Source organism: Paenibacillus oenotherae (genome assembly GCF_019443105.1).
Taxonomy (GTDB): domain Bacteria; phylum Bacillota; class Bacilli; order Paenibacillales; family Paenibacillaceae; genus Paenibacillus_Z; species Paenibacillus_Z oenotherae.
The window spans coordinates 1-21,971 of sequence record NZ_JAHZIJ010000031.1; the positions used below are offsets into that span (position 1 = coordinate 1).

The 21,971-nt window shown below is 51.4% G+C and carries 21 protein-coding genes, 1 rRNA gene, 1 other RNA gene and 1 other annotated feature; of the genes, 1 reads left to right on the forward strand and 22 read right to left on the reverse strand.

Annotated elements, in window-relative coordinates; translation table 11 throughout:
- From K0T92_RS23865 to rpoE, 17 genes are all read right to left on the reverse strand, one after another.
- Positions 1-125, reverse strand: a 16S ribosomal RNA gene (locus K0T92_RS23865); the annotation flags it as partial.
- A gap of 318 nt (positions 126-443) precedes the next feature.
- Positions 444-707, reverse strand: coding sequence for a pro-sigmaK processing inhibitor BofA family protein (locus K0T92_RS23870; protein ID WP_219875136.1), 264 nt, complete (start codon positions 705-707; stop codon positions 444-446).
- Positions 704-985 carry a DUF2508 family protein gene (locus K0T92_RS23875; RefSeq protein ID WP_246628396.1) on the reverse strand — a complete coding sequence of 94 codons (282 nt, stop codon included), beginning with the start codon at positions 983-985 and terminating at the stop codon, positions 704-706. Before K0T92_RS23875 ends, K0T92_RS23870 begins: the two co-directional genes overlap by 4 nt.
- A gap of 166 nt (positions 986-1,151) precedes the next feature.
- Complete coding sequence (recR, locus tag K0T92_RS23880) at positions 1,152-1,751, reverse strand: recombination mediator RecR (protein ID WP_219875137.1); 600 nt, start codon at positions 1,749-1,751, stop codon at positions 1,152-1,154.
- Positions 1,752-1,775: 24 nt separating this feature from the next.
- Complete coding sequence (locus K0T92_RS23885) at positions 1,776-2,087, reverse strand: YbaB/EbfC family nucleoid-associated protein (protein WP_219875138.1); 312 nt, start codon at positions 2,085-2,087, stop codon at positions 1,776-1,778.
- Between the two features lie 45 nt (positions 2,088-2,132).
- On the reverse strand, positions 2,133-3,965 hold the full coding sequence (dnaX, locus tag K0T92_RS23890) for a DNA polymerase III subunit gamma/tau (RefSeq protein ID WP_219875139.1): 1,833 nt from the start codon (positions 3,963-3,965) through the stop codon (positions 2,133-2,135).
- An 87-nt stretch (positions 3,966-4,052) separates the two neighbouring features.
- The gene (locus K0T92_RS23895) at positions 4,053-5,498 is read right to left on the reverse strand and encodes an ATP-binding protein (RefSeq protein WP_219875140.1); all 1,446 of its coding nucleotides are present in this window, start codon (positions 5,496-5,498) and stop codon (positions 4,053-4,055) included.
- 141 nt (positions 5,499-5,639) lie between these two features.
- Positions 5,640-5,906, reverse strand: an RNA gene (gene ffs, locus K0T92_RS23900) — signal recognition particle sRNA large type.
- A 92-nt stretch (positions 5,907-5,998) separates the two neighbouring features.
- Positions 5,999-6,415, reverse strand: a complete 417-nt coding sequence (locus tag K0T92_RS23905) for a hypothetical protein (protein WP_219875141.1) — start codon at positions 6,413-6,415, stop codon at positions 5,999-6,001.
- 84 nt (positions 6,416-6,499) lie between these two features.
- Complete coding sequence (gene rpmE, locus K0T92_RS23910) at positions 6,500-6,697, reverse strand: 50S ribosomal protein L31 (protein WP_219875142.1); 198 nt, start codon at positions 6,695-6,697, stop codon at positions 6,500-6,502.
- A 128-nt stretch (positions 6,698-6,825) separates the two neighbouring features.
- Positions 6,826-8,079 carry a radical SAM family protein gene (locus K0T92_RS23915; RefSeq protein WP_219875143.1) on the reverse strand — a complete coding sequence of 418 codons (1,254 nt, stop codon included), beginning with the start codon at positions 8,077-8,079 and terminating at the stop codon, positions 6,826-6,828.
- Positions 8,080-8,102: 23 nt separating this feature from the next.
- Positions 8,103-9,458: a transcription termination factor Rho gene (gene rho, locus K0T92_RS23920; RefSeq protein ID WP_219875144.1), complete on the reverse strand. Its 1,356-nt coding sequence runs from the start codon at positions 9,456-9,458 to the stop codon at positions 8,103-8,105.
- A 113-nt stretch (positions 9,459-9,571) separates the two neighbouring features.
- Entirely contained in the window at positions 9,572-10,825 is a 1,254-nt protein-coding gene (locus tag K0T92_RS23925) for a UDP-N-acetylglucosamine 1-carboxyvinyltransferase (protein WP_219875145.1), read from the reverse strand.
- 169 nt (positions 10,826-10,994) lie between these two features.
- Entirely contained in the window at positions 10,995-11,849 is an 855-nt protein-coding gene (gene fba / locus K0T92_RS23930; protein ID WP_219875146.1) for a class II fructose-1,6-bisphosphate aldolase, read from the reverse strand.
- Positions 11,850-12,168: 319 nt separating this feature from the next.
- Positions 12,169-12,567 (reverse strand): response regulator, encoded by a 399-nt coding sequence (locus K0T92_RS23935; protein ID WP_219875147.1) that lies wholly within the window; start codon positions 12,565-12,567, stop codon positions 12,169-12,171.
- 135 nt (positions 12,568-12,702) lie between these two features.
- Positions 12,703-14,307 carry a CTP synthase gene (gene pyrG / locus K0T92_RS23940; RefSeq protein ID WP_219875148.1) on the reverse strand — a complete coding sequence of 535 codons (1,605 nt, stop codon included), beginning with the start codon at positions 14,305-14,307 and terminating at the stop codon, positions 12,703-12,705.
- Positions 14,308-14,517: 210 nt separating this feature from the next.
- Positions 14,518-15,096: a DNA-directed RNA polymerase subunit delta gene (gene rpoE / locus K0T92_RS23945; RefSeq protein ID WP_219875149.1), complete on the reverse strand. Its 579-nt coding sequence runs from the start codon at positions 15,094-15,096 to the stop codon at positions 14,518-14,520.
- Between the two features lie 345 nt (positions 15,097-15,441).
- Between rpoE and K0T92_RS23950 the strand changes: the two genes are divergently transcribed.
- Positions 15,442-16,575: a S8 family peptidase gene (locus K0T92_RS23950; protein ID WP_246628397.1), complete on the forward strand. Its 1,134-nt coding sequence runs from the start codon at positions 15,442-15,444 to the stop codon at positions 16,573-16,575.
- An 88-nt stretch (positions 16,576-16,663) separates the two neighbouring features.
- On the opposite strand, the gene argS (K0T92_RS23955) is transcribed toward K0T92_RS23950, so the two are convergent.
- The 5 genes from argS (K0T92_RS23955) to K0T92_RS23975 form a co-directional block, all read right to left on the reverse strand.
- The gene (gene argS, locus K0T92_RS23955; protein ID WP_219875151.1) at positions 16,664-18,343 is read right to left on the reverse strand and encodes an arginine--tRNA ligase; all 1,680 of its coding nucleotides are present in this window, start codon (positions 18,341-18,343) and stop codon (positions 16,664-16,666) included.
- Between the two features lie 42 nt (positions 18,344-18,385).
- Positions 18,386-18,844 carry a YwiB family protein gene (locus tag K0T92_RS23960; RefSeq protein ID WP_219875152.1) on the reverse strand — a complete coding sequence of 153 codons (459 nt, stop codon included), beginning with the start codon at positions 18,842-18,844 and terminating at the stop codon, positions 18,386-18,388.
- 110 nt (positions 18,845-18,954) lie between these two features.
- Positions 18,955-20,652: an arginine--tRNA ligase gene (gene argS / locus K0T92_RS23965; RefSeq protein WP_425517682.1), complete on the reverse strand. Its 1,698-nt coding sequence runs from the start codon at positions 20,650-20,652 to the stop codon at positions 18,955-18,957.
- 67 nt (positions 20,653-20,719) lie between these two features.
- Positions 20,720-20,997, reverse strand: a binding site (T-box leader).
- Between the two features lie 65 nt (positions 20,998-21,062).
- Positions 21,063-21,320: a DUF7667 family protein gene (locus tag K0T92_RS23970; RefSeq protein ID WP_219875154.1), complete on the reverse strand. Its 258-nt coding sequence runs from the start codon at positions 21,318-21,320 to the stop codon at positions 21,063-21,065.
- 101 nt (positions 21,321-21,421) lie between these two features.
- Positions 21,422-21,934 (reverse strand): DNA-deoxyinosine glycosylase, encoded by a 513-nt coding sequence (locus K0T92_RS23975; RefSeq protein ID WP_219875155.1) that lies wholly within the window; start codon positions 21,932-21,934, stop codon positions 21,422-21,424.
- Positions 21,935-21,971 lie beyond the last annotated feature (37 nt).

The window sequence follows — 21,971 nt, forward strand, 5'->3', positions numbered from 1 at the left end:
ACGTGTTACTCACCCGTCCGCCGCTAACCATCAGAGAAGCAAGCTTCTCGTCAAGTCCGCTCGACTTGCATGTATTAGGCACGCCGCCAGCGTTCGTCCTGAGCCAGGATCAAACTCTCCATAAAAGTGGCCGAAGCCAGTTTCAGGATGGCTTGTTAGCTCATCGCTGACTTACTTGTTAAAACCTGTTTGACAGGTCGCTCATTGTTCAGTTTTCAAAGAACAAATTCTTGTTTACCTCGTCGCTACCTCTCAGCGGCGACTTGATTAATATATCACATCCGCCTATATGATTGCAAGCATTATTTTAAATTATTTTAAAATATTATTCGCAACCCAATAACCTTCATGTGATGCGAAGACTACTTTAGCATACCTGCAGTCGGGTGGTCAAGCTTTTTCATTTTCCAACGTTCGCAGCCTCCTACGCAAGCCCCCCTCCGTCAGAACAGCGCCCACTGCAAGCCCAGAATCAGCATGATCCCGGGGATGCCCAGCAATACTACAGTGCCGATTGTAGTCGGATTAATCGGGACTTCCAAGCCGGATACGACTCCAGAGTAGTTAAGCATGTACAACGCAACCGCCGCCGCTACAAGATGCAGCGAGAAACTTCTTACCCACTGCAAGGAGAGCCTCTGGCGTATGATTACAATAAGTAGAAGAATTGCCGATACGACTAGAACTGCCAGCCAAATTGTTTTCACTGCACTTCCCCCTTGTACCATTGCGGCCATTTGAGCTGGAGCGCCTTGGCTTTGCGAAGCAGCATCTCATATCGCTTCTCAGCAGCTTCAATGGCAAAGATCGCATAATCTACCTGATCCCGTCCTAGCGCGTATTCGAAATGACGCTGTGCATTATCCCAATCACGCCTGGCCGCTACAATCTCCTCATACAACATATACATATCCGACTTAACGCCTTCTTTCTCCTTGCTCTCCGCAGCTTCCTTACTCCATAACCAATTCCATCGTTTCCACATCGCCATTCTCCTCCCCGCTTGTCCGTTCTCTCCTCGTATGCAAAGTACTGTGCATGTACTATCAATCTATGAAGCATGAGGGCAATTAGAACGGCTGGGAGCAAAACAAAAAGACCCTGCGAGGCACATCCCTCACAAGGTCTTCAATCCATCTTATCATTCCTATTCAACTGAGCTCTCTTCGGCCTTCCAGAGCTCTGGAGAGCGTTACTTCATCGGCATACTCCAAATCGCCGCCTACCGGCAAACCGTGGGCAATTCTCGTTACTTTAATCCCAAATGGCTTGACGAGCCGCGACAGATACATTGCGGTAGCCTCGCCTTCAATATTAGGATTTGTCGCTAATATCATCTCTTGAACGGTCTCATCGCTTAGCCGTTTGAGCAGCTCTGCGATACGGATGTCATCAGGCCCTATCCCTTCCATGGGAGAGATTGCTCCCTGCAGGACATGGTACTGGCCTTGAAACTCCTTCGTCCGCTCCATCGCAACAAGGTCCCTTGATTCCTGTACGACACAAATAACGGAAGCGTCTCTCGTCTTGTCCTGGCATACACGGCACGGATCGATATCCGTTATATTGCAGCAGACAGAACAGTAATGAAGATTGCGCTTAACACTCACCAGCGCCTTCGCAAAATCTATCACATCATCTTCCTTCATCCGCAGCACATGAAAGGCAAGTCTGGCCGCAGTCTTGGGACCGATACCCGGCAAGCGGCTGAAAGCATCAATTAGTTTGGCTATCGGTTCGGGATAGTACAAGTCGAAACTCCTTTACAGCGGGGATTAGAACAACCCTGGGATTTTCATGCCGCCTGTGAATTTGCCCATGTCTTTGTTAGCGAGCTCATCGACCTTGTTAAGCGCATCGTTGACAGCTGTCAGGATAAGGTCCTGCAGCATTTCGATATCATCAGGGTCTACAGCCTCCGGCTTGATCACGATGCTCTGAACATTCTTGTGACCGTTGACTGAAACCGTCACAACACCGCCGCCCGCTGTACCTTCTACCATTTTTGTTCCAAGCTCTTCTTGTGCTTTAAGCATTTGCTCCTGCATTTTTTTCACTTGCTTCATCATTTGATTCATGTTGTTCATTGGAATGTTCGCTCCTTATAATTTGGTTTCATTTGATCTCAATCCTTACTTATCTTCGATTACGACCAGATCCTCGCCAAACAGCTTGACTGCTTCCTCGACCCATTCCGGATCCGATGACGGGGCAGCACCCTGTTCATCCGTCTCCATGAGCAAGGGCTCTGCCGCTGCTGGCCCTGCATCGGCAGCAGCCTGCCAATCCTTGATCATGACGGTCGCCAGCAAGAGCGGCTTGCCGAATGACTCTTGCATGACGCGCTCGATCAACTCTCTATTGGCTGGCTTCTCTGTTGTTTCGCGGTGCATCGTGTTCTTGAAGGCTACCAGTACGGATTTGTCATCTGCGGAAACCGGTTCGCCATCAACAAGCCAGGCATGGACTGTAATGCGCGCTTCCTTCACCCGCTGCAGAATCTCGCCCCACTTCATCCGCACCTGACTCGTCGTCTGACTGTCAGCGGCAGCAACGTATGGAGCAAGCTTAACACCGGAACGCGGTATTCCGCCAGTCTGATTCCCGCTACGGGCACCAAAATTCCCTGCCCGATTGGTCCTCCCGCCGCTGCCCGAGCCTGATGGCTCGCCAGAAGCCGCCCCTTCGCCAGCTGGTCTTACACCTGACCTAAGCAATTGCTCAAGCTTCTGTTCCAGTGAGTCGATCCGCTGCTGGAGACGCATCACCTCCGCTGCTGGCGGGGGCGCCGTCTTACCGGAGGCTCCTGTTGCTGCCGCACTTCCCGCAGAGCGTTCCCCTGCTGCTGCAGAACCGCGGTCGGATACCGGATCTCCCGTCTCAGGGAGCGTGCATATTTTCATAAGAGCCACTTCAAAAATCGTTTGAGGCAATGAGGCATGACGAATTTCAATCTGGTACTGGTTCAGGACATCAATCATTCGGAACAACCGATCTGCACTGAAGGCTTCGGCCATTGCCGCATACCGCTCCTGATCCACAATCCGCTCTGTCGCCGCACGCCCTCGAGGGGCCAGCTTAATCACGAGCAAATCCCGGAAATAATAGACCAGATTCTCCAGACACTTGTCTGCGCTCTTCCCGGCTTGCATAAGCCCTTCGACCAGCGGCAGTATTGCACCCGCGTTGCGCTCCCGAACGGCATCTGCCAATTGCGCAAATTGTTCGGCTGCGAGCCCTCCCGTTACATCAACAGCTCCTGCAAGCGTAATCTCTTCCCCGCAATATGCAGCTACTTGCTCCAGCAAGCTGATTGCATCACGCATTCCACCGTCGGACAGGCGGGCTATGTAGGCGAGCGCATCTTCATCAGCTGCAATGCCTTCTTCTTTGCAAATCTCCCTTAACCGCTCCGTCTGCTCCGGAAGCGACACCTGACGGAAGTCAAAACGCTGGCATCGCGATATGATCGTCGCAGGCAGCTTGTGAGGCTCTGTAGTCGCAAGAATAAAAATAACATGCGCAGGCGGTTCCTCCAGCGTCTTCAGCAAAGCATTGAACGCTTCCGAGGTTAGCATATGAACTTCATCAATAATATACACTTTATTACGGACATCGGAAGGCGCATAACGGACTTTGTCCCGTATATCGCGAATTTCGTCAATCCCCCGATTGGAAGCCGCATCAATCTCCACGACATCCATAATCGTTCCGGCCGTAATGCCAAGACAGGCATCGCATTCATTGCAGGGCTCTACTGCCGGTCCACGTTCACAGTTGATCGCTTTGGCCAATAGTTTGGCTGTGGTCGTCTTCCCTGTTCCCCGTGGGCCGTTGAACAAATACGCATGCGAAACCCTCTGTTCGCGAATGGCATTCTGCAAGGTTTGAATAATATGCTGTTGGCCAACCATATCCCGGAACGTCTGCGGACGCCAGGAGCGATAAAGAGCTATATGTGCCACGCGTACCGTCCCTTTCGGCTCGTTTCCTTAGATGGGGCGTTGCCCAATTCTCTTCATTATACACGATCGCATCTCTCAAAAAAACTATTAACAAGGCAATACAATGGTGAATTGTGCGCCGTTCTCCCTGCTCACCGCTCGAATCACTCCGTCGAACTCATGGATAATCCGCTGACATACAGATAAACCAAGCCCTGTACCGTTGGATTTGGTCGTTACGAACGGATCGAATATTTTGTCCAGCATATGCAGCGGTATTCCAGGACCGGTGTCTTGTATGTCAATGACGATACGCCGACCTTCCCTATCCCTCTCCAATCTTCCCTTTACCGTCAGCCTTCCTCCGCTTGACATCGCTTCTATGCCATTCTTGCAAATGTTGAGGAACACTTGCTTCAGCATCTCCTGATCAGCTGTTACAAGCGGAAGATCATCCCCTATCTCCCAGTCCACCATGACGCCGTGAAGTGTCGCTTCACTGGATATCATCGGCATTATGCCGCTGAGCACGGTATGAATATTAACTTGATCACAGATGACATGCCGCGGCTTGCTCAACATTAAAAATTCACTTACCAGCGCATTGATACGATCCAGCTCGGACAGCATAATATCGGTATAGCCTACTTCTTTGCTCATTTCGCGATCGGACATGGTTTTGCGGAACATCTGCAGAAATCCCCTGATGGCGGTAAGCGGATTGCGAATTTCGTGAGCGGCGCCTGCCGCGATCTGTCCGATCATAGCAAGCCGGTCGCCCCGCTGGACTTGCTCCTCTAACGATCTCAAGTTTGTAATATCCTTGAAAATAATATATGCACCCTCAACACTGCCGTCCGGCCAGCGCAACCAACCCACATCCATCAGCAATTCCGACCGCTTTCCTTCATGCAGCCAAGTTATGGGATAGTTGCGAACCGTTTCGCCATATTGGAGCGCTGAGCGGATGAGTGCGTATTCATTCTCGGCATTGGTGAAAAAACGTGACAGAGGCTCATTAACGACAACTGATTTGCATACGCCCAGCACCTGACAGGCCAGCGGACTAATGTCAAGTATACTGGAATCCGGCTGCAGCAGCACAACACCAATGTGCTCATCTGTCAGCATTGCTTTGCCGAACCGCTCCATCAGATTGCCGTTCTTAGCTGGCTCTTGATTGTAGAGCAGCAGCATGGTCTGCACTCCTGCCTCTGTCTCAATGAGCATGCGAATGACCAGCACACGCAGAATTGTGCCATCAGCTTTGTTCAAACATACCGTCATCGGCTCGACAACCCGATCCGAGAGCGAACGAAGAAGCCAGTCCGCAGATATCGAGCCCGTCAAGCCATCATTCAACAGCATACGAAGAGGCTTGTTCATCATAGATGGCATTGAATAGCCCGTTTCCTTCAAAAACTGTATGTTGCAATGCACCACATGAGCCCGGTCATCGACCACGATAACCATCGTGCCCGGCAGGCGATTCGAGTAGTCGTCGAGTGTTCGTATACTGAGTTTAACTATGGATTCCGGTGGAATATCGTACATGAGCATCCCCTCTTTAATGGATCCGTTTCCTCCGCAGGTCGTGTTCGGCATTCAACTGCAATATAATAAAAAAACATCCTCTGCGCTCATGCTGAGACACGCTTGGATGTTTGGGTAATCATTATTATTCTAAAATATAAACCGTGCACCTGCCCTCGATATATGCGACCCGGGCGGCAATTTTAATCCCAGCTCTGGCCAGGCACCCCTCCGGCACATGAACGTACCTGCTTACGGCTGCTTCCTTCCGGACCTGACCGGGTTCACAAGCGCCCATTGCGGAGGACCCATTCCGTCAACACTGTTCATAAAAACCAGCCCCGCATCAGCATAACCTCAGACAGGAATTCAACCTCGCTACAGCGGATTGCGAGTTACAGGGCACCGCTACCTCCCCATCTAGCACGGCAGAACTTAGTATAACGTGTTCTGGGCCAAGATGCAACCTATCGGCAAAAGTTGTTTGCACAGGAATAAATCAGGATTTGCGGACTTCCCGTTTATTGACGCGATGTGTTCACATGAATGATATATCTTGGCATATTGGAACGAAGGACAGATATTGCTTTTAGACGAAGCTGCGCCTCATTCACCCCGGACTCCGGCCGTAAAGTTACATATAGGTTGGGCCCCTGAAAAGTAATATTCATCCTCGCTATGCCGCCGATCTCCTTCAGCTTCTTCTCGGCGAAATCACCGTCCTCGCGGTAATTCAAGTAAGAGCCGTTGCGATTGGGCAGGTGCGGATTGCTATTGCTTAATCCCAGGTAGCCATCGTTGCCATAGGATTTGGTCTTGACGTTATTACTGCCGTTATTATCGCCGCAAGCAGTCAGCAGCATAATTGCCGCCAACAGCAGAGCAACGCATGCAAGCATCATTCTGGATCGCGATCCGGTCCGATGTAATATCTTCATTAAAAAAACCTCCCTTTGACCATTAGGATGGCTGAGGGAGGTTCTTGTATTCTGCTAATTTTCGGCAGAAGCGATTTGTAAGGATTAGATGCCGTATTTCTTTTTGAATTTGTCGACGCGTCCACCAACATCCACGAACTTTTGCTTACCCGTGTAGAACGGGTGGCAAGCGGAACAGATCTCTACGCGCAGGCTCTGTTTAACAGAACCAGACTCGAAGCTGTTGCCACAAGCGCAAGTAACCGTGGTGATATGGTATGTCGGATGAATACTTTCTTTCATCGCGTTCACCTCTTTCTGCCCTGAATCAACTTGTGGATCCAGAGTTAAAATACACACATGCGACGATTATAGCATGTATGGTCTACTCGCCGCAATGTATTTGTGCTTATTGCAGATATTGCCATAATTTAGTATAAAAGTGATGCCGGTGGCACATGGGTGTAAGAGCCGATGACAACATCCGGCACCTCTTGTGCATAGATCTCCAGCATTTGCTTCATACCGTATATTTCACCTTGAGCCTTGGGAATCAGGTCCAGATAGCTCTCCGGGTCAATATTCAAATTGCGCATCTGAATTAGCCGCAAGCCCGTTCGTTTAATAAATCCGAGCATAGCGTCGATCTCTTCCTCCCGATCGGTTACGCCGGGGAAGATCAAATAGTTGATAGAGGTGTACACCCCTTTATCCGCTGCATACCGAAGCGATTTCTCCACATTGGCTAATGTGTATCCACGCGGCTTGTAGTATGCGTTGTAGTGTTCATCCAGCGCGCTGATCGTACTGACGCGCATAAGGCTTAGCCCGGCATCCACAATAGCGCGGATATGATCGGTCAGGCCTGCATTCGTATTTATGTTGATATGACCGAGTGACGTTCTGCTCCGAACTTCGCGCATGGCTTCCACGATGATTTTCGCTTGTGTCGATGGCTCGCCCTCGCAGCCCTGTCCGAAGCTGATAATGGACTCCGGTGTTCGCAGATGCTCCAGCATAATATCGACAAGCTCATTGACAGTCGGCTTGAAATTCATTCGCGTCTGCGGTGCAGGAAACCCGCTGTCATCCGGCTGCTCGGAAATACAACCGTAACAGCCCGCATTGCAGGAGAAAGAAACAGGCACTGCCCCTTCCCAGCGCTGCAGGAATGTATTGGAAGCCGTCAAGCATTCATAGCCTAACGCACAGTTCGACAAATGCTGATACAACCGGTTCTCCGGGTACTTGGCAAGCAGACGCTCCACACCCAGGCTCAGCTCTTGACGATCGCAATTAAGCGGATTCCAACGCTCCGGATCATCACACTGCTGAGCAGCAACATAAAAGCCGTCTTCCTTCCAGACAACAGCGGAATAACCGAACAGCGGCAGCTTCTGGTTCTTGTCCGTCTTCATATAGCTTGGGATGCTAAGCCGGGTAAACCCTTGCGGAAGCAGTGCTCCCACCGCTTGAACATCACCTGGCATCGGACGCATCTCGCCCGATGCCGCATGTAAGCCGATTGGCCGCGTATATGGCAATCCGACCAATGTCGCTCCGTCAGGTAGCGGTATCAGTTCATCTTCCATTAATTCAACTATCATATCCCCGCTGCGACCAAGCGCAATCCAATCGGGATGATCGAACAGATTGCCATGTTCGTCCGCATATACGAGATTCATGTTGTCACCTCCTGGCCGTTCCTCTATGTGGCAGGCGTCGAGCGCGTCGGCCGTCTTCCTGCTCCCATGCTGCTTGAGCCCCCGGAAGAGCTTGGCGGCCTGTTTGGTCTAGGTGCCGATGGCTGCGGGGTCGAGGAAAGATCAAGAGACATCAGGAACTCCTCGTTCGTCTTCGTATCCGCAAGCTTCTTCAGGAAGCCATCTACAAATTCCAGCGAATCGTTCATGTTTTTACGTATCGCCCACACTTTGTCAAGCTGTTCCTTCGTTAGCAGCATCTCTTCACGCCGTGTACCCGAACGTCGAATATCGAGCGCAGGGAAGATGCGACGCTCTGCAAGCTTGCGATCAAGATGAAGCTCCATATTGCCAGTTCCCTTGAACTCTTCATAGATAACATCATCCATACGGGAACCCGTCTCGATCAAGGCCGTAGCCAGTATCGTCAAGCTTCCGCCTTCCTCCACATTCCGCGCCGAGCCGAAGAACCGCTTTGGCCGATGGAATGCCGCAGGGTCAATACCTCCGCTCAATGTTCTGCCTGAAGGCGGAATGACAAGGTTGTAGGCACGCGCCAGACGTGTAATGCTGTCCAGCAATATAACAACATCCTTCTTGTGCTCAACAAGCCGAAGCGCACGCTCCAGCACAAGCTCCGCCACTTTAATATGATTCTCCGGCAGCTCATCGAATGTCGATGCAACAACCTCTCCCTTAACAGAACGCTGCATGTCCGTTACTTCCTCAGGACGCTCATCAATCAGCAGCACGAATAGCTCAATCTCCGGATTATTCGTCGAAATGCTGTTGGCAATTTCCTTGAGCAGCAAAGTCTTGCCTGCTTTCGGCGGAGCGACGATCAAACCACGCTGGCCAAGACCCACGGGAGCGAGCACATCCATAATGCGTGTTGATAATTTCGACTGGGAAGTTTCGAGAACCAGCTTCTTTTCTGGATAGAGAGGAGTTAGGGCAGGAAAGTGAAGGCGTTCTGCAGCATGTTCGGGGCTTTCTCCATTTACGGCGTTGACCTGCAGCAGGCCGAAATAGCGCTCATTTTCTTTGGGAGCACGACATTTGCCGGAAACAAGATCACCCGTCCGCAAATCGAACTTGCGAATTTGGGAGGCTGAGATATAGATGTCCTCCGTACTCGGCAAATAGTTGATCGGCCTGAGAAAACCATAGCCCTCCGATAAAATCTCCAGCACGCCCTGCATAAACATAAGACCGCTTTGTTCTGCCTGTGCACGTAAAATTGCAAAAATTAATTCCTTCTTCTTAAGCTGACCATAATAAGGAATTTGATATTGTTTAGCCAGCTTATATAGTTCAGTCAGCTTCATCTCTTCAAGATCTGTGATCTGAAGTTCGGACATGTTCTCACCACTTCTTTATTCAATGATCAATCCTATCAATAAATCAATCCAACTTATTCCAGCATTGCCGGAAAAGAACCGGTCTATTCCGCGTCCGGTTCCGCCAGTCTCCATTACTCCTGCTCACGCCACACATCTGCGCCGAGCATTCGCAAATTGTCTACTAAATTATCATAACCTCGGTCGATGTATTCGACACCGGTAATTTCGGTCACGCCCTCTGTCACAGTAAGCGCCGCAACAACAAGAGCAGCCCCTGCCCGCAAATCCGCAGCTCTTACCTTCGCTGCATTGAGCGGCCCGCCCTCAACAATGGCAGAGCGTCCCTCTACGCGGATGTTAGCACCCATACGTGTTAGCTCAGGAACATGCTTGAACCTGTTGCTGTACACATAATCGCTCAAAATGCTTACACCTTTGGTCTGTGTCAACAAGCTGGTCATAGGGGATTGCAAATCAGTGGCAAATCCGGGGTAAACTAACGCCTTCACGTCTATCGCTTCGTAGTGGGGCTGCCCCACAATTCGAATCGATTCATCCATTTCATAAACATGAACGCCCATTTCTTGAAGCTTGGCGGTCATGGCCTCCATATGTTTCGGAATAACATTATCTATAATAACATCGCCGCGCGTTGCAGCTGCAGCTATCATGTAAGTACCTGCTTGAATGCGGTCTGGAATAATGGAGTGCCGGCAGCCATGCAGGCTATCCACGCCCTCAATACGTATCGTTTCCGTTCCCGCCCCTTTAATCTTTGCACCCATGGCGTTCAAAAGTGTAGCTACATCTATGATTTCAGGCTCTTTTGCCGCGTTTTCGATAATTGTGAATCCTTTGGCCTTGGAGGCCGCAAGCATAATATTAATGGTTGCTCCCACACTGACAACATCCAGATAAATCTTGGCTCCCCGAAGCTCCTTGGCTACGATACGCACCGATCCATGATCGTTGGTCACTTGTGCGCCAAGCGCTTCAAAGCCTTTAATATGCTGATCGATTGGCCGTGGCTCAAAATTACAGCCGCCTGGCAAGCCGATTGTCGCTTCACCAAACCGTCCAAGCATAGCACCCATCAAATAATAGGATGCGCGAAGCAATTTCACTTTCCCGTTAGGCATAGGAGTAGATTGCATAAGGGATGGATCAATGACAATGGTGTCACCGTTCCAAGTCACAGTACCGCCCAGCTCCTGAAGAATATCACTATATACCGCTACATCGCTAAGAAGCGGCAGGTTATCCAATATTACCGTCGATTCCGCCAATATTGCGGCGGGCAGAAGAGCGACCGCGCTATTCTTCGCTCCACTAATCTGAACGGTCCCGCGCAGCGGAAGTCCGCCGCGTACCATCAATTTTTCCATCAGATTCATTATCCTCCCATTCGGAAGAGAACAAAGGAAAAACCGCCGAAACCCACGATCTTCATCGTTACGGCACAACCAGCGCTCCACATTCCAGCTGATGCTTGAATCCGGAAGCGCGAGCTGTCAACTTGGGCTTCACATGGCGGTTTGTTCCTTGCTCCGGATGTTACGCTTGGTTGCTGCTGCCGAACAGCCGGATTTTTTCTTGTACAACTGCTTTCATTGCTTTACGAGCAGGTGTCAGGTATTTGCGCGGATCATATACAGTTGCATTGCCGCCAAGAACTTCACGAATAGCGTTCGTACAAGCAACTTGGTTCTCTGTATTCACATTAATTTTGCCAACGCCAGCTGCGATCGACAGACGAATTGCTTCGTCAGGTACGCCGGAACCGCCATGCAAAACAACCGGTACTGGAATAGCACTGGCTACTTTTTGAATGATATCGTAGTGGATGTTAGGCTCGCCCGCATACATACCGTGAGCTGTACCTACTGCGATTGCCAAGCAGTCAACGCCCGTCTCTTCGTAGAAACGAATCGCTTCTTCCGGCTTCGCAAGGGATGCATTTGCTTCATCAACGCTGATGTCGTCCTCAACGCCGCCGATTGTTCCAAGCTCACCCTCAACAGAAACGCCCATTGCATGTGCCGCTTTAACAACTTGCTTCGTCAATTCGATGTTCTCTTCAAGACCGTAGTGGGAACCATCGAACATAACGGATGAGAAGCCCGCACGGATACATTTCATTGCTACTTCAAAGCTGCTGCCGTGATCAAGGTGAAGCGCGATTGGCAGACCGGATTGCTTGGCAGCCGCTTCAGCGATTGCTACAGTGAACTCGATTCCCATGTATTTCAGTGCGCCTTCGCTAACACCAAAAATAAACGGCGAATTCTCTTCCATAGCAGCTTCAACGATTGATTGAGCGAATTCAAGGTTGTTCATGTTGAATTGTCCTACCGCGAACTTGTTCGCTTTTGCCTTAGGCAAAAATTCATTCATAGATACGAGTGGCATAATTCTCTCTTCCTCCTAAAAGTTTTCTGCTTATGCTCCCCTTACAAGCTGCCTGCGGCAGAAAACTTGCTTGTAAGCATATGCATGTTTTCTGTGATGCTTCGCAGATGGGCAGAAACTATGCCGGCCCCTCTCGGGGAACAATTCAATTCCAGACATATCCGGCACTTGACAGCACCGTTTCCGGGCCCATCCTGAGGCTCGTCCGACTTGTCACACTGAGCTATTATACCACAACAGGGCATTGTTTGGTACAGTCCTTTGCAACATCGTCTCACGCGCTCATCACAACCAGGTGATAAAAAAATGAGGGCCCCGATTAGGACCCTACTGCATACCAATTATTCGATTCTCCACCGCGCAGCTGCATGTTGACCGCCATTCGCATTTCATCAATGTCGAACGGTTTCGTGAAATGCATCAACGCGCCATGGTCAGTCGCTTCTTTGATCATATCCAGCTCTCCGTAAGCCGTCATCATGATCACCTTGATCTCCTTGTTGATGGCCTTCAAATGCTTCAATATCTCAAGTCCATCCATGCCCGGGATCTTCATATCTAATAAGACAAGATCCGGCGCTTCATCTCTAACGATTTCAAGCGCCAGCTTGCCATTGGAGGCTTGAAAGGTCGCATACCCTTCACTGCTAAATACTTCCATCAGCAAGACGCGAATTCCGTTTTGATCATCGACGATCAACACTTTCTTCTTATCCAACTTGAAACCCTCCTACAAATGCCGACACCTACCAGTACGACACGAATTGTTAACCCCATACAAACGCCGATCATTAACATATTCGCTTGTCAACATTCATTATCCTGCTTCTAATGGAAAAATAATTAAAAATATTTAATTTTCGGCATTGATAAGAGCCGCTTGTACAAAACCACGGAATAACGGCTGCGGACGGTTCGGGCGCGAGGTGAATTCCGGATGGAATTGCACAGCCAGGAACCATGGGTGACCCGGAAGCTCGATCATCTCGACGAGACGGCCGTCAGGTGATGTACCAGAGATCAGCAGACCAGCCGCTTCAATGGATTCACGGTATTCATTATTGAATTCATACCGGTGGCGATGACGCTCATACACGAGCTCGTCTCCGTATTCCCGCTCGGCAAGCGAGCCTGGAACCAGCTTGCACGGATACAAGCCAAGACGCATCGTACCGCCTAAATCCTCGATATCCTTCTGCTCAGGAAGCAGATCGATGACCGGATACGGCGTTGATGGATTGATCTCCGAGCTGTTGGCATCACGCAGTCCCGTTACGGAACGCGCATACTCGATAACCGCAACCTGCATGCCGAGGCAAATGCCGAAGAACGGCACATTGTTCTCACGCGCATAACGGATGGCGTTGATCTTGCCTTCGATACCGCGGTCGCCGAAGCCGCCCGGCACCAGAATGCCGTGTACGCCCTGCAGCTTGTCCGCTACATTGCTCTCCGTAAGCTCCTCCGCGTTAACCCAGCGAACCTTCACTTCCGCATCCGCAGCAAAGCCTGCGTGGCTAAGCGATTCAACAATACTGAGATACGCATCGTGAAGAGCAACGTATTTGCCTACGATGGCGATCTCCGTCGTGCGGCTAAGCTGCTTCACGCGCTTCACCAGATTCTCCCACTCCGTCATATCCGGAGGCGTTGTTGTCAGCTTCAGGTGGTTAACGACAATGTCGTCCAGCCCTTGCTCACGCAAATTAAGGGGAACCTCATACAGTGTCGATGCGTCGCGGCATTCAACAACCGCACTCGCATCAATGTCGCAGAATAGCGCGATCTTGCGCTTCAATTCATCAGCAAGCGGATACTCCGTCCGGCATACGACAACATTAGGCTGAATGCCGATGCTCCGCAGCTCCTTCACACTATGCTGGGTAGGCTTGGTTTTCACTTCGCCCGCCGCTTTAATGTAAGGGATCAGCGTAACATGAATGTACATGACATTGTCGCGTCCAATATCGCTCTTGATCTGGCGAATCGCTTCCAGGAACGGCAAGCTCTCAATATCGCCTACTGTGCCGCCAATCTCAGTAATAACAACATCCGAACCTGTTTCTTTGCCCGCACGGAACACACGATCCTTAATCTCGTTCGTAATGTGGGGAATAACCTGAACCGTACCGCCGAGGTACTCTCCCCGACGTTCCTTGGTAATGACGGTGGAATAGATTTTGCCTGTGGTCACATTGCTGTTCTTCGACAGATTAATGTCGATAAAACGCTCGTAATGGCCCAGATCGAGATCTGTCTCCGCTCCGTCATCGGTTACGAACACTTCTCCATGCTGATAAGGACTCATCGTACCCGGGTCAACGTTGATGTACGGGTCGAATTTCTGAATGGTCACTTTCAGACCACGGTTCTTAAGCAGGCGGCCGAGCGATGCGGCAGTTATACCTTTTCCTAAAGAAGAAACAACACCGCCGGTCACAAAAATATATTTGGTCACTGATGATACCCTCCACGCTATTATGTTAAAGTATAGGGTTGCCCATTTCACGCATAAAAATGGATCAAAAAAAAGAAAAAAGTGACACCCGTATAAACGGGGCACTTTCTTAATTTGTATATAACTTATACACGAACTTAAAGCCCATGCAATAGTTTACTCTTCGCAACTGCCCGCTGTCAAGAGAACATATCGAGCGAAAGCGGTCTTTTATCGGTCATCGTCCTCATCATCATCTTCAGCGTCGTCATCAAAGCCGTCCTCATCGTCAGAATCGTCGAGATCTTCAGAATCCTCTTCCTCGGATTCCTCATCCATCTCCTCATCATCGATCAGAACTTCTTCATCAACTTCCGCTTCTTCCTCTGCTTCTTCGAAGATCTCTCCATCTTCATCATAAGCATCGAAATCCTCTTCATCCGCTGCGAAGGATTCTTCTTCATCATCGGAGTAGAGATCATCATCATCATCTTCGTCATTAATAATACGAGGACGCTTCGCACTGCCTACCGGATCCTCGGAACGCTCTACCGGATACCAGCGCTTCAATCCCCACATATTGCTGCCCACACAGGCAAAGCGACCATCGATATTGATTTCCGTATATACTTGCGCAATAACCTGGTTGATTTCTTCTTGAGACAAGCCTCTGATTTTCGCTATTTCCATCATTAGATCACGAAAATAGAACGGCGTATTGACCGCTTTCAGCAATTCAAACGCCAAATCGACCATCGGCATTTCCTTGATGCGTTCAGGATCAATTTTTAAGGTGTAGTCGCTGCTCATCTTGACACTTCCTCTCATGCGAATCCGCCGCTTCCTGCAAGCGAACCATTATCATCCTATAGTAAAACCTATTTCCTGCAAAAAAGCAAGCGTCCCCGCAGATAGAGACAAAAAGAAAAAGCGAAGGGCGATCCCTCGCTTTGACTGTATCCTGTTGGATGCGGCAACAGCGTCCTACCCGAATGTCCTAAAGCCGCTGCCCGCTCCTTATTCATACTATGTCCCCGGACGGCGAATGACACGGTTTTGCGCCTAATTATATGAAAAAAGGCAACTTGCTCATACAGCTTGTTGCTCTCCTTCATACAATACTTCAGCATGATCCGACTTGGAGGGGACGCCAAATTGGACAGAACTGCAATTCTTCGTTGGTTACAGGGCGCATTCGCCAAGCCCGCCTATCGCGCAAAACGGCGAATCGTCCGTTTTCGGCAGCATAGCGACTACAAACGTTTTCTCCATGAATGGTCGGAGCTGAACGCGCCTCCCGCCTCCCGGAATACTATCCGGCATTTGCCGGCGATCGAAGCCTTCTCTCTCCTTCTGTCGGATGAGGAGGCAGCTGCCCGCCACCATCAAAGCATATGGATCGAGGACGACCCGCTAGTAACGGTTCATGCCACGATTCACAAACCAGCCTCCCGTGAGAAGGGCATCCCATGGGGGGTCGGCCAGATTAGAGCACCTCAAGCGTGGAGCACCACGACAGGCCATCGCATCAAGGTTGGTGTAATCGATACCGGCGTCGACTTCAGCCACCCGGACTTGAAACATTCACTGGGCCGGGGAATCAATCTGCTGAATCGCGGCTCGCTCCCGCATGATGACAATGGCCACGGCACACATATTGCAGGAACGATTGCAGCAGCCAATCAGCTGCGCGGCATGATCGGCGTCGCACCGCGTGCGACGGTCTATCCTGTCAAAGCCTTTGACCAGCATGGCAGCGCATTTGTATCCGACATTATTCTCGGCATTGATTGGTGCGTTCGCAACCGCATGGATATCATCAATATGAGCTTCGGCATGAAGACCCGCAGCAAGTCGCTTCTCAGCGCAGTTACAAGCGCATACAACGCAGGTGTTATTATTATTGCTTCCTCCGGAAACGATGGGAAACGCAAATCCATCGACTACCCCGCCCGCTATTCGCAAACGATATCCGTCGCCGCCACCAACCGGATGCGCCGCATAGCATTATTCAGCAATCGCGGCGCCTATATCGATGTTTTTGCACCCGGCGACAAAATTTTATCCGCATGGCTGAATGGCAAATACAACGAAATGAGCGGCACTTCGATGGCAACTTCTCATGTCAGCGGCGCAGTCGCGCTGCTGCTTGCTCACCGCCCCAATCTATCGCCTGCGGAAATAAAGGCCATTCTGAGGCGGTCGATGATCCCGCTTCGAGGAACCAAAGCTCCCCGGCTAACCGGGGAGCTGGATGTCATGCGTATGCTGCAGGCTGCCGACCGTTAGGTTTGCAGCCTGCATTATTGATGGAGCAGGCTGCACCTGTTTCCGCACCGCCCTTGCCCGTCAGCGAAGAAGCTTGCAGCTCGCTCTATTACATCCGCTCTGGAGCGGATACGCCAACAAGGCGAAGCACGTTCGCAATGACGACACGGACTGCCCCAAGCAATGCCAGACGAGCTCCTGTCTGCGCAGCATCCTCTGTAATGACACGCTCTGCCCTGTAGTAGCTGTGGAACTGGGAGGCCAGCTCATATACATAGCGGACAAGACGATGCGGCGCATACTGTTCTGCCGCTTCCGCTATTTCTTGCGGGAGCTCGCCCATTTTGCGCAGCAGATCAAACTCATGCTCTGTCGACAGCGTAGTAAAGTCAATGGAATCCGTGGAGCCCAGTACTACACCCTGCTCCTCTGCCTGGCGGAATACGCTGCAGATGCGCGCATGGGCATATTGCACATAGAAGACCGGATTCTCGTTCGATGTCGAAATAGCCAGATCCATGTCAAAGTCCAGGTGCGAATCCATGCTGCGCATCGTAAAGAAATAACGGATCGCATCCACGCCAACTTCATCCATCAGATCTTCCATTGTAACGGCCTTGCCCGTCCGCTTGGACATCTTGACCTTCTCGCCGTTCTGGAAAAGACTGACCATCTGCGCAATAAGCACCGTCAGCTTGCCCGGATCATTGCCCAGCGCCTCCATTGCCGCTTTCACACGCGGAATGTAGCCGTGATGATCCGCCCCCCAGATGTTGATCATGCGATCATAGCCGCGGCCAAATTTATCACGATGATACGCAATATCCGGTGTCAGATAGGTGTACGATCCGTCATTCTTTACAAGAACACGGTTCTTGTCATCGCCATACGGCATCGTAGACAGCCAGGTAGCGCCGCCCTCCTCGAACACTTGCCCGCGCTCACGCAGCGCTTCCAGCGCTTGCTCGACCTGTCCGGTCTCATAAAGCGATGTTTCGCTGTACCAGACGTCAAAGCCAACGCGGAACCGGCCAAGGTCGCGCTTAATCTTGTCCAGCTCACGCTGAAGACCGTATTCGCGGAAGAAGGCAAACCGCTCATCATCGGACAACGAGAGCAGCCGCTCACCCTCTGCCTCAACGAGCGCCTTGGCGAAACCAACAATGTCCTCGCCATGGTAGCCATCCTCCGGCATTGGCACATCCTGGCCAAGCGCCTGCTTGTAACGGGCTTCTATGGATTTCGCAAGATTAGCTACCTGGTTGCCGGCATCATTGATGTAATACTCACGAGTAACCTTATACCCGGCATAATCCAGAACATTGCAGAGCGCATCCCCTACCGCCGCTCCGCGCGCATGGCCCAAATGCAGGCTGCCTGTCGGATTCGCACTCACATACTCTACCTGCACGCTTTGTCCATTACCCGCATCAACGCGGCCATATTCCTCTCCCTGCTGAAGCACATCCGCTACAACGGGGTACAAATAGCTTCTGTCCAGGCGGAAGTTGATAAAGCCAGGGCCTGCGATCTCCGCCGATTGAATATAGCCCTGGCCAACAGGCAGGTTCGCGATGATTGCTTCGGCAATTTGGCGGGGGTTCTTCTTGGCCAGCTTCGTCAGTTGCATGGCAGCATTCGTAGCGAGGTCGCCATGCGCCTTATCCTTGGGAACTTCCAGCACGAAGAGAGGAAGCTCCTCACGGCTCACAAGCCCCGCAGCTACAACCGCTTCAGAGAGCGCCTCCTTCACTTTTACATACAGTTGTTCAATTACGTTTGTTCTCATCGTTAATAGACCCTCCACAATTTTTCTGCAAGTAATGCTTCACTATCCACGCTTCGCTTCCGCATGAAGGCGAATAACAAATGTTCCTGTAAGCTGATCTTCAAGCCACATGGTGTAGTGCCACTCCAGCAGCATCGGCAGTGACAGCTTGGGCTCCCCATCTTCCGATTCGTTATGCAGCATATCCCCGCATTGCATCCACAGCAGGGTGGTGTCTGTCTCCAGCCGGAATCGGGTTAATGCCGACACGTACTGGCCAGCCCGGCGCGCGCCAGCGACGAATGACTGCTCTGATTCCACATCGCCGTGGCGCGTAACATTCAGCTCACCTTCCCGCCAACGTACCATCGTACGCACTTTGCCATGCGGCTCCGTCTCTTCATAACGGATATATACGGTACGGTTCTTGCAGTACCATTCGCCGATATGTTCATGAAGCTGCTTCTCACCGTCTATCTCGCTCTCCAGCGTGATCCGCACTTGCGCTTTATCTGTCGTCACTGCACGCCTCCTGTTCATTCCTCTCATGCTCCTACTATAATGGAGGAGATAAGCCAATTCAATATTCCTCTATGAATGTATTCATGCAAAGCCCGATATTGAAGGCTGGCTCAAATTTGTTGAGGCGCCTTCAAGCCCAGCAGCTCCAGCCCGGTACGAAGCACTTGAACGGTAGCGGCGACGACACCCAGCTTGGCCAGCGTCTCTTCTGTTGATTCCGAAAGGACACGCTCCTGATGATAGAAACGGTTGAAGCTTTGGGATACATCAAGCAAATATCTGGCCAATACGGATGGCTCATGAACGCGCAGCGCCTCTTTAACCATTGCAGGGAAAGCCCCGAGCATCTTCAGGCAATCCCACGCGGCAGGCCCTGTCAAATAAACACTGTCCCCGGCAATCTCATCCACTGCCAGCCCTCTGGTCATTCCCGTCCTTAGCAGCTTATAGCATCTTGCTGCCGTATATTGCACGTAAGGCCCCGTCTCGCCTTCAAATCGAATCGCTTCATCCAGCGAGAAGTCGACCTCCAGCATCCGGCTATGCTTCAGATCATTAAAGACGATGGCCCCGATTCCGACAGCCTCGGCAACCTCACGGCGATTCGCAAGGCCGGCATTCTTCTCCTCGATAATAGCCTCCGCTTTTCTCACTGCTTCATCCAGCACGGTGTCCAGATAGACAACCTGGCCTTTGCGCGTAGACATTTTGCGGCCGTCTATCTTCATCAGCCCGAACGGGATATGCTCGCAATTGACCGCCCAATCCATTCCCATCCGCTGCAGCACACTGAACACTTGTTGAAAATGCAGCTTCTGCTCCCCTCCGACAACATAAAGCAGGCGATCAGCCTTCATCTCCCTCCTGCGGTACAAGGCGGTTGCCAGATCGCGCGTCGGGTAGATCGTCGTGCCGTCCGATTTCAGAATCAGGCATGGCGGAATTCCTTGATCGTCAAGGCGGACAACCTGCGCCCCATCACTCTCCACCAACAACTGCTGCTCCCTCAGCTGCTCCACTACTGCTCCCATCTTATCATTATAGAAGCTTTCGCCCAGCGTATGATTGAATGTCACACCGAGACGGGCATAGACGCGCTCGAACTCCTCCAGGCTGAAGGAGACGAAATAGTGCCATAGCTTCAGCGCTTCAGGATCTCCATTCTCCAATCTCCAGAACCAGCGGCGGCCCTCATCCTCCAGCGTCTCATCCTGCTCCGTCTCCTCATGAAACTTGACATAGAGCCTCAGGCTCTCGCGTATAGGCGATTGCTTGAGCTGCTCCTCATCCCCCCAGCGCTTGTAGGCCGCCATCAGCTTGCCGAACTGCGTACCCCAATCGCCAATGTGATTCACAGTCACTACCTCATAACCGGATGCACGATACAGATTAGCAAGCGCATTGCCAATCATCGTAGAACGCAGATGGCCTACACCAAACGGCTTGGCGATATTAGGTGAAGACAGATCAATAACAACCCTCTCTCCTTCGCCATCAGCGGAGTACCCGTATTCATGTTCCAAGGCAGCTGCAAGCAGCCTTGGCGCCCATTGACGCGGATCAAAGAACAAGTTCAGATAAGAGCCTGCCGCTTCCGCCCGCACATCTGACGCACCTGCATTAAAGCGGTCCGCCAGTTCCCCGGCTATAGCCTCCGGCGACTTCTTCCACTTGCGGGCCAAGGCGTAGCATGGAAACGCGACATCCCCCAGTTCCGGTCGCGGCGGCACTTCCAGCACAGCAAAAATCTCATTACTCGTTAGCTCCACATAAGGCTGCAATTTCTCCACTGACCATTCTAGCAGGATCGTCATCGTTTCATCTCCTTCATAATATTCAGTTCGTGCTGTGATATAAATAAAACCCCCGTCTCAATAAAGAGACGGAGGTTATTATCCGCGGTACCACTCTTCTGGCTTCATCTGTGCGAAAATACGAAAGCCCCGCATGGCTCGAAAGCCAGCAAGGATCATCTGCAAGGTAGATGCCTCTCAAGCACGATAACGGGGTGACCGGACTGCCCTACGATGGCGAATACCCTTCGGACAATCAACTCCCGGGCCCGCTTCCCCTGCCTCGCTGCACCGGCTTCCACCAACCCGGCTCGCTGCTAGCACCGATCTGCAAGATACTGTCCCGTTCATCGCCTATAGCTGTTATTGGTCTTATTATATGCCATCACCCCAAAATTGCAAGGGGTTCGGACCGATTCCATCAACTACGAATCCGCCTTATACTCCCTTGAAGCGGTCCCGCCCAGCTTCTCAATTTTACGGCAAATCTCGTACTGCCACTCCTGATCCTGCGTCATGGATGCCAGCAGTGACAAGTTATGCAAATTCGCAAGCATCCGGCAATGCATGGCGTTTACCGCCAAACAATGCTCGAAATCGGCCTGCTCCTCAGTCGATAACGGACGGCGGGTTCTTATGGTCCACAGCTCAGCAAGCCGCTCATGTATCGGCATAATCCCCATTGGTATCTACCTCCTGGTAACCATTATGGCCAAAAGAAAGGCAATCCAACAGCGATATTCACCGCAAATGCAGCCACCGCCAAATCATAGCTGCGTTCCACTCAATGCATAGAGAGGAACGGTACAATCACCCGCCACACTTCGATTCTGTCACCCGTAGTCCGCATCCGCTGCGTCGGTATAGGACTGGTCGAGGGCAGCTTAAGCAGCGCGATACGATCCCTGACGGAAGGATGCCCGCCATAATATTTGCTGAATGTATCATGGGATTTGGCACCATTGCAGGCGATGCAGCGAATGCCGGGATACCGCTCCAGCAGGCCGGGCAAGTCATTCGGAAGCTCATCCTGAATGTTCGCATCAAGACTTCCCTCCCTGCGGCATGTAGCAATGGTATCCCATAGCGCAATCCCCTTCTCCTGCGCGTACGCAATGCGTTTCTCATAGGCAGGAGACGGCTGTTCTCCGAACAATCCGTAGATAACCGGCCAGAAATGATTGCGGGGATGTCCGTAATACTGCCCCTTGTCCAATGACGCCGTCCCCGGCATGCTGCCGAGAACCAGCACCCGCGCCCGCTCATCGATAACAGGCGGGAATGAATGGACCTTCATCGCCTTCACCTCCACGATCAATAGAAAAAGCGGCCAC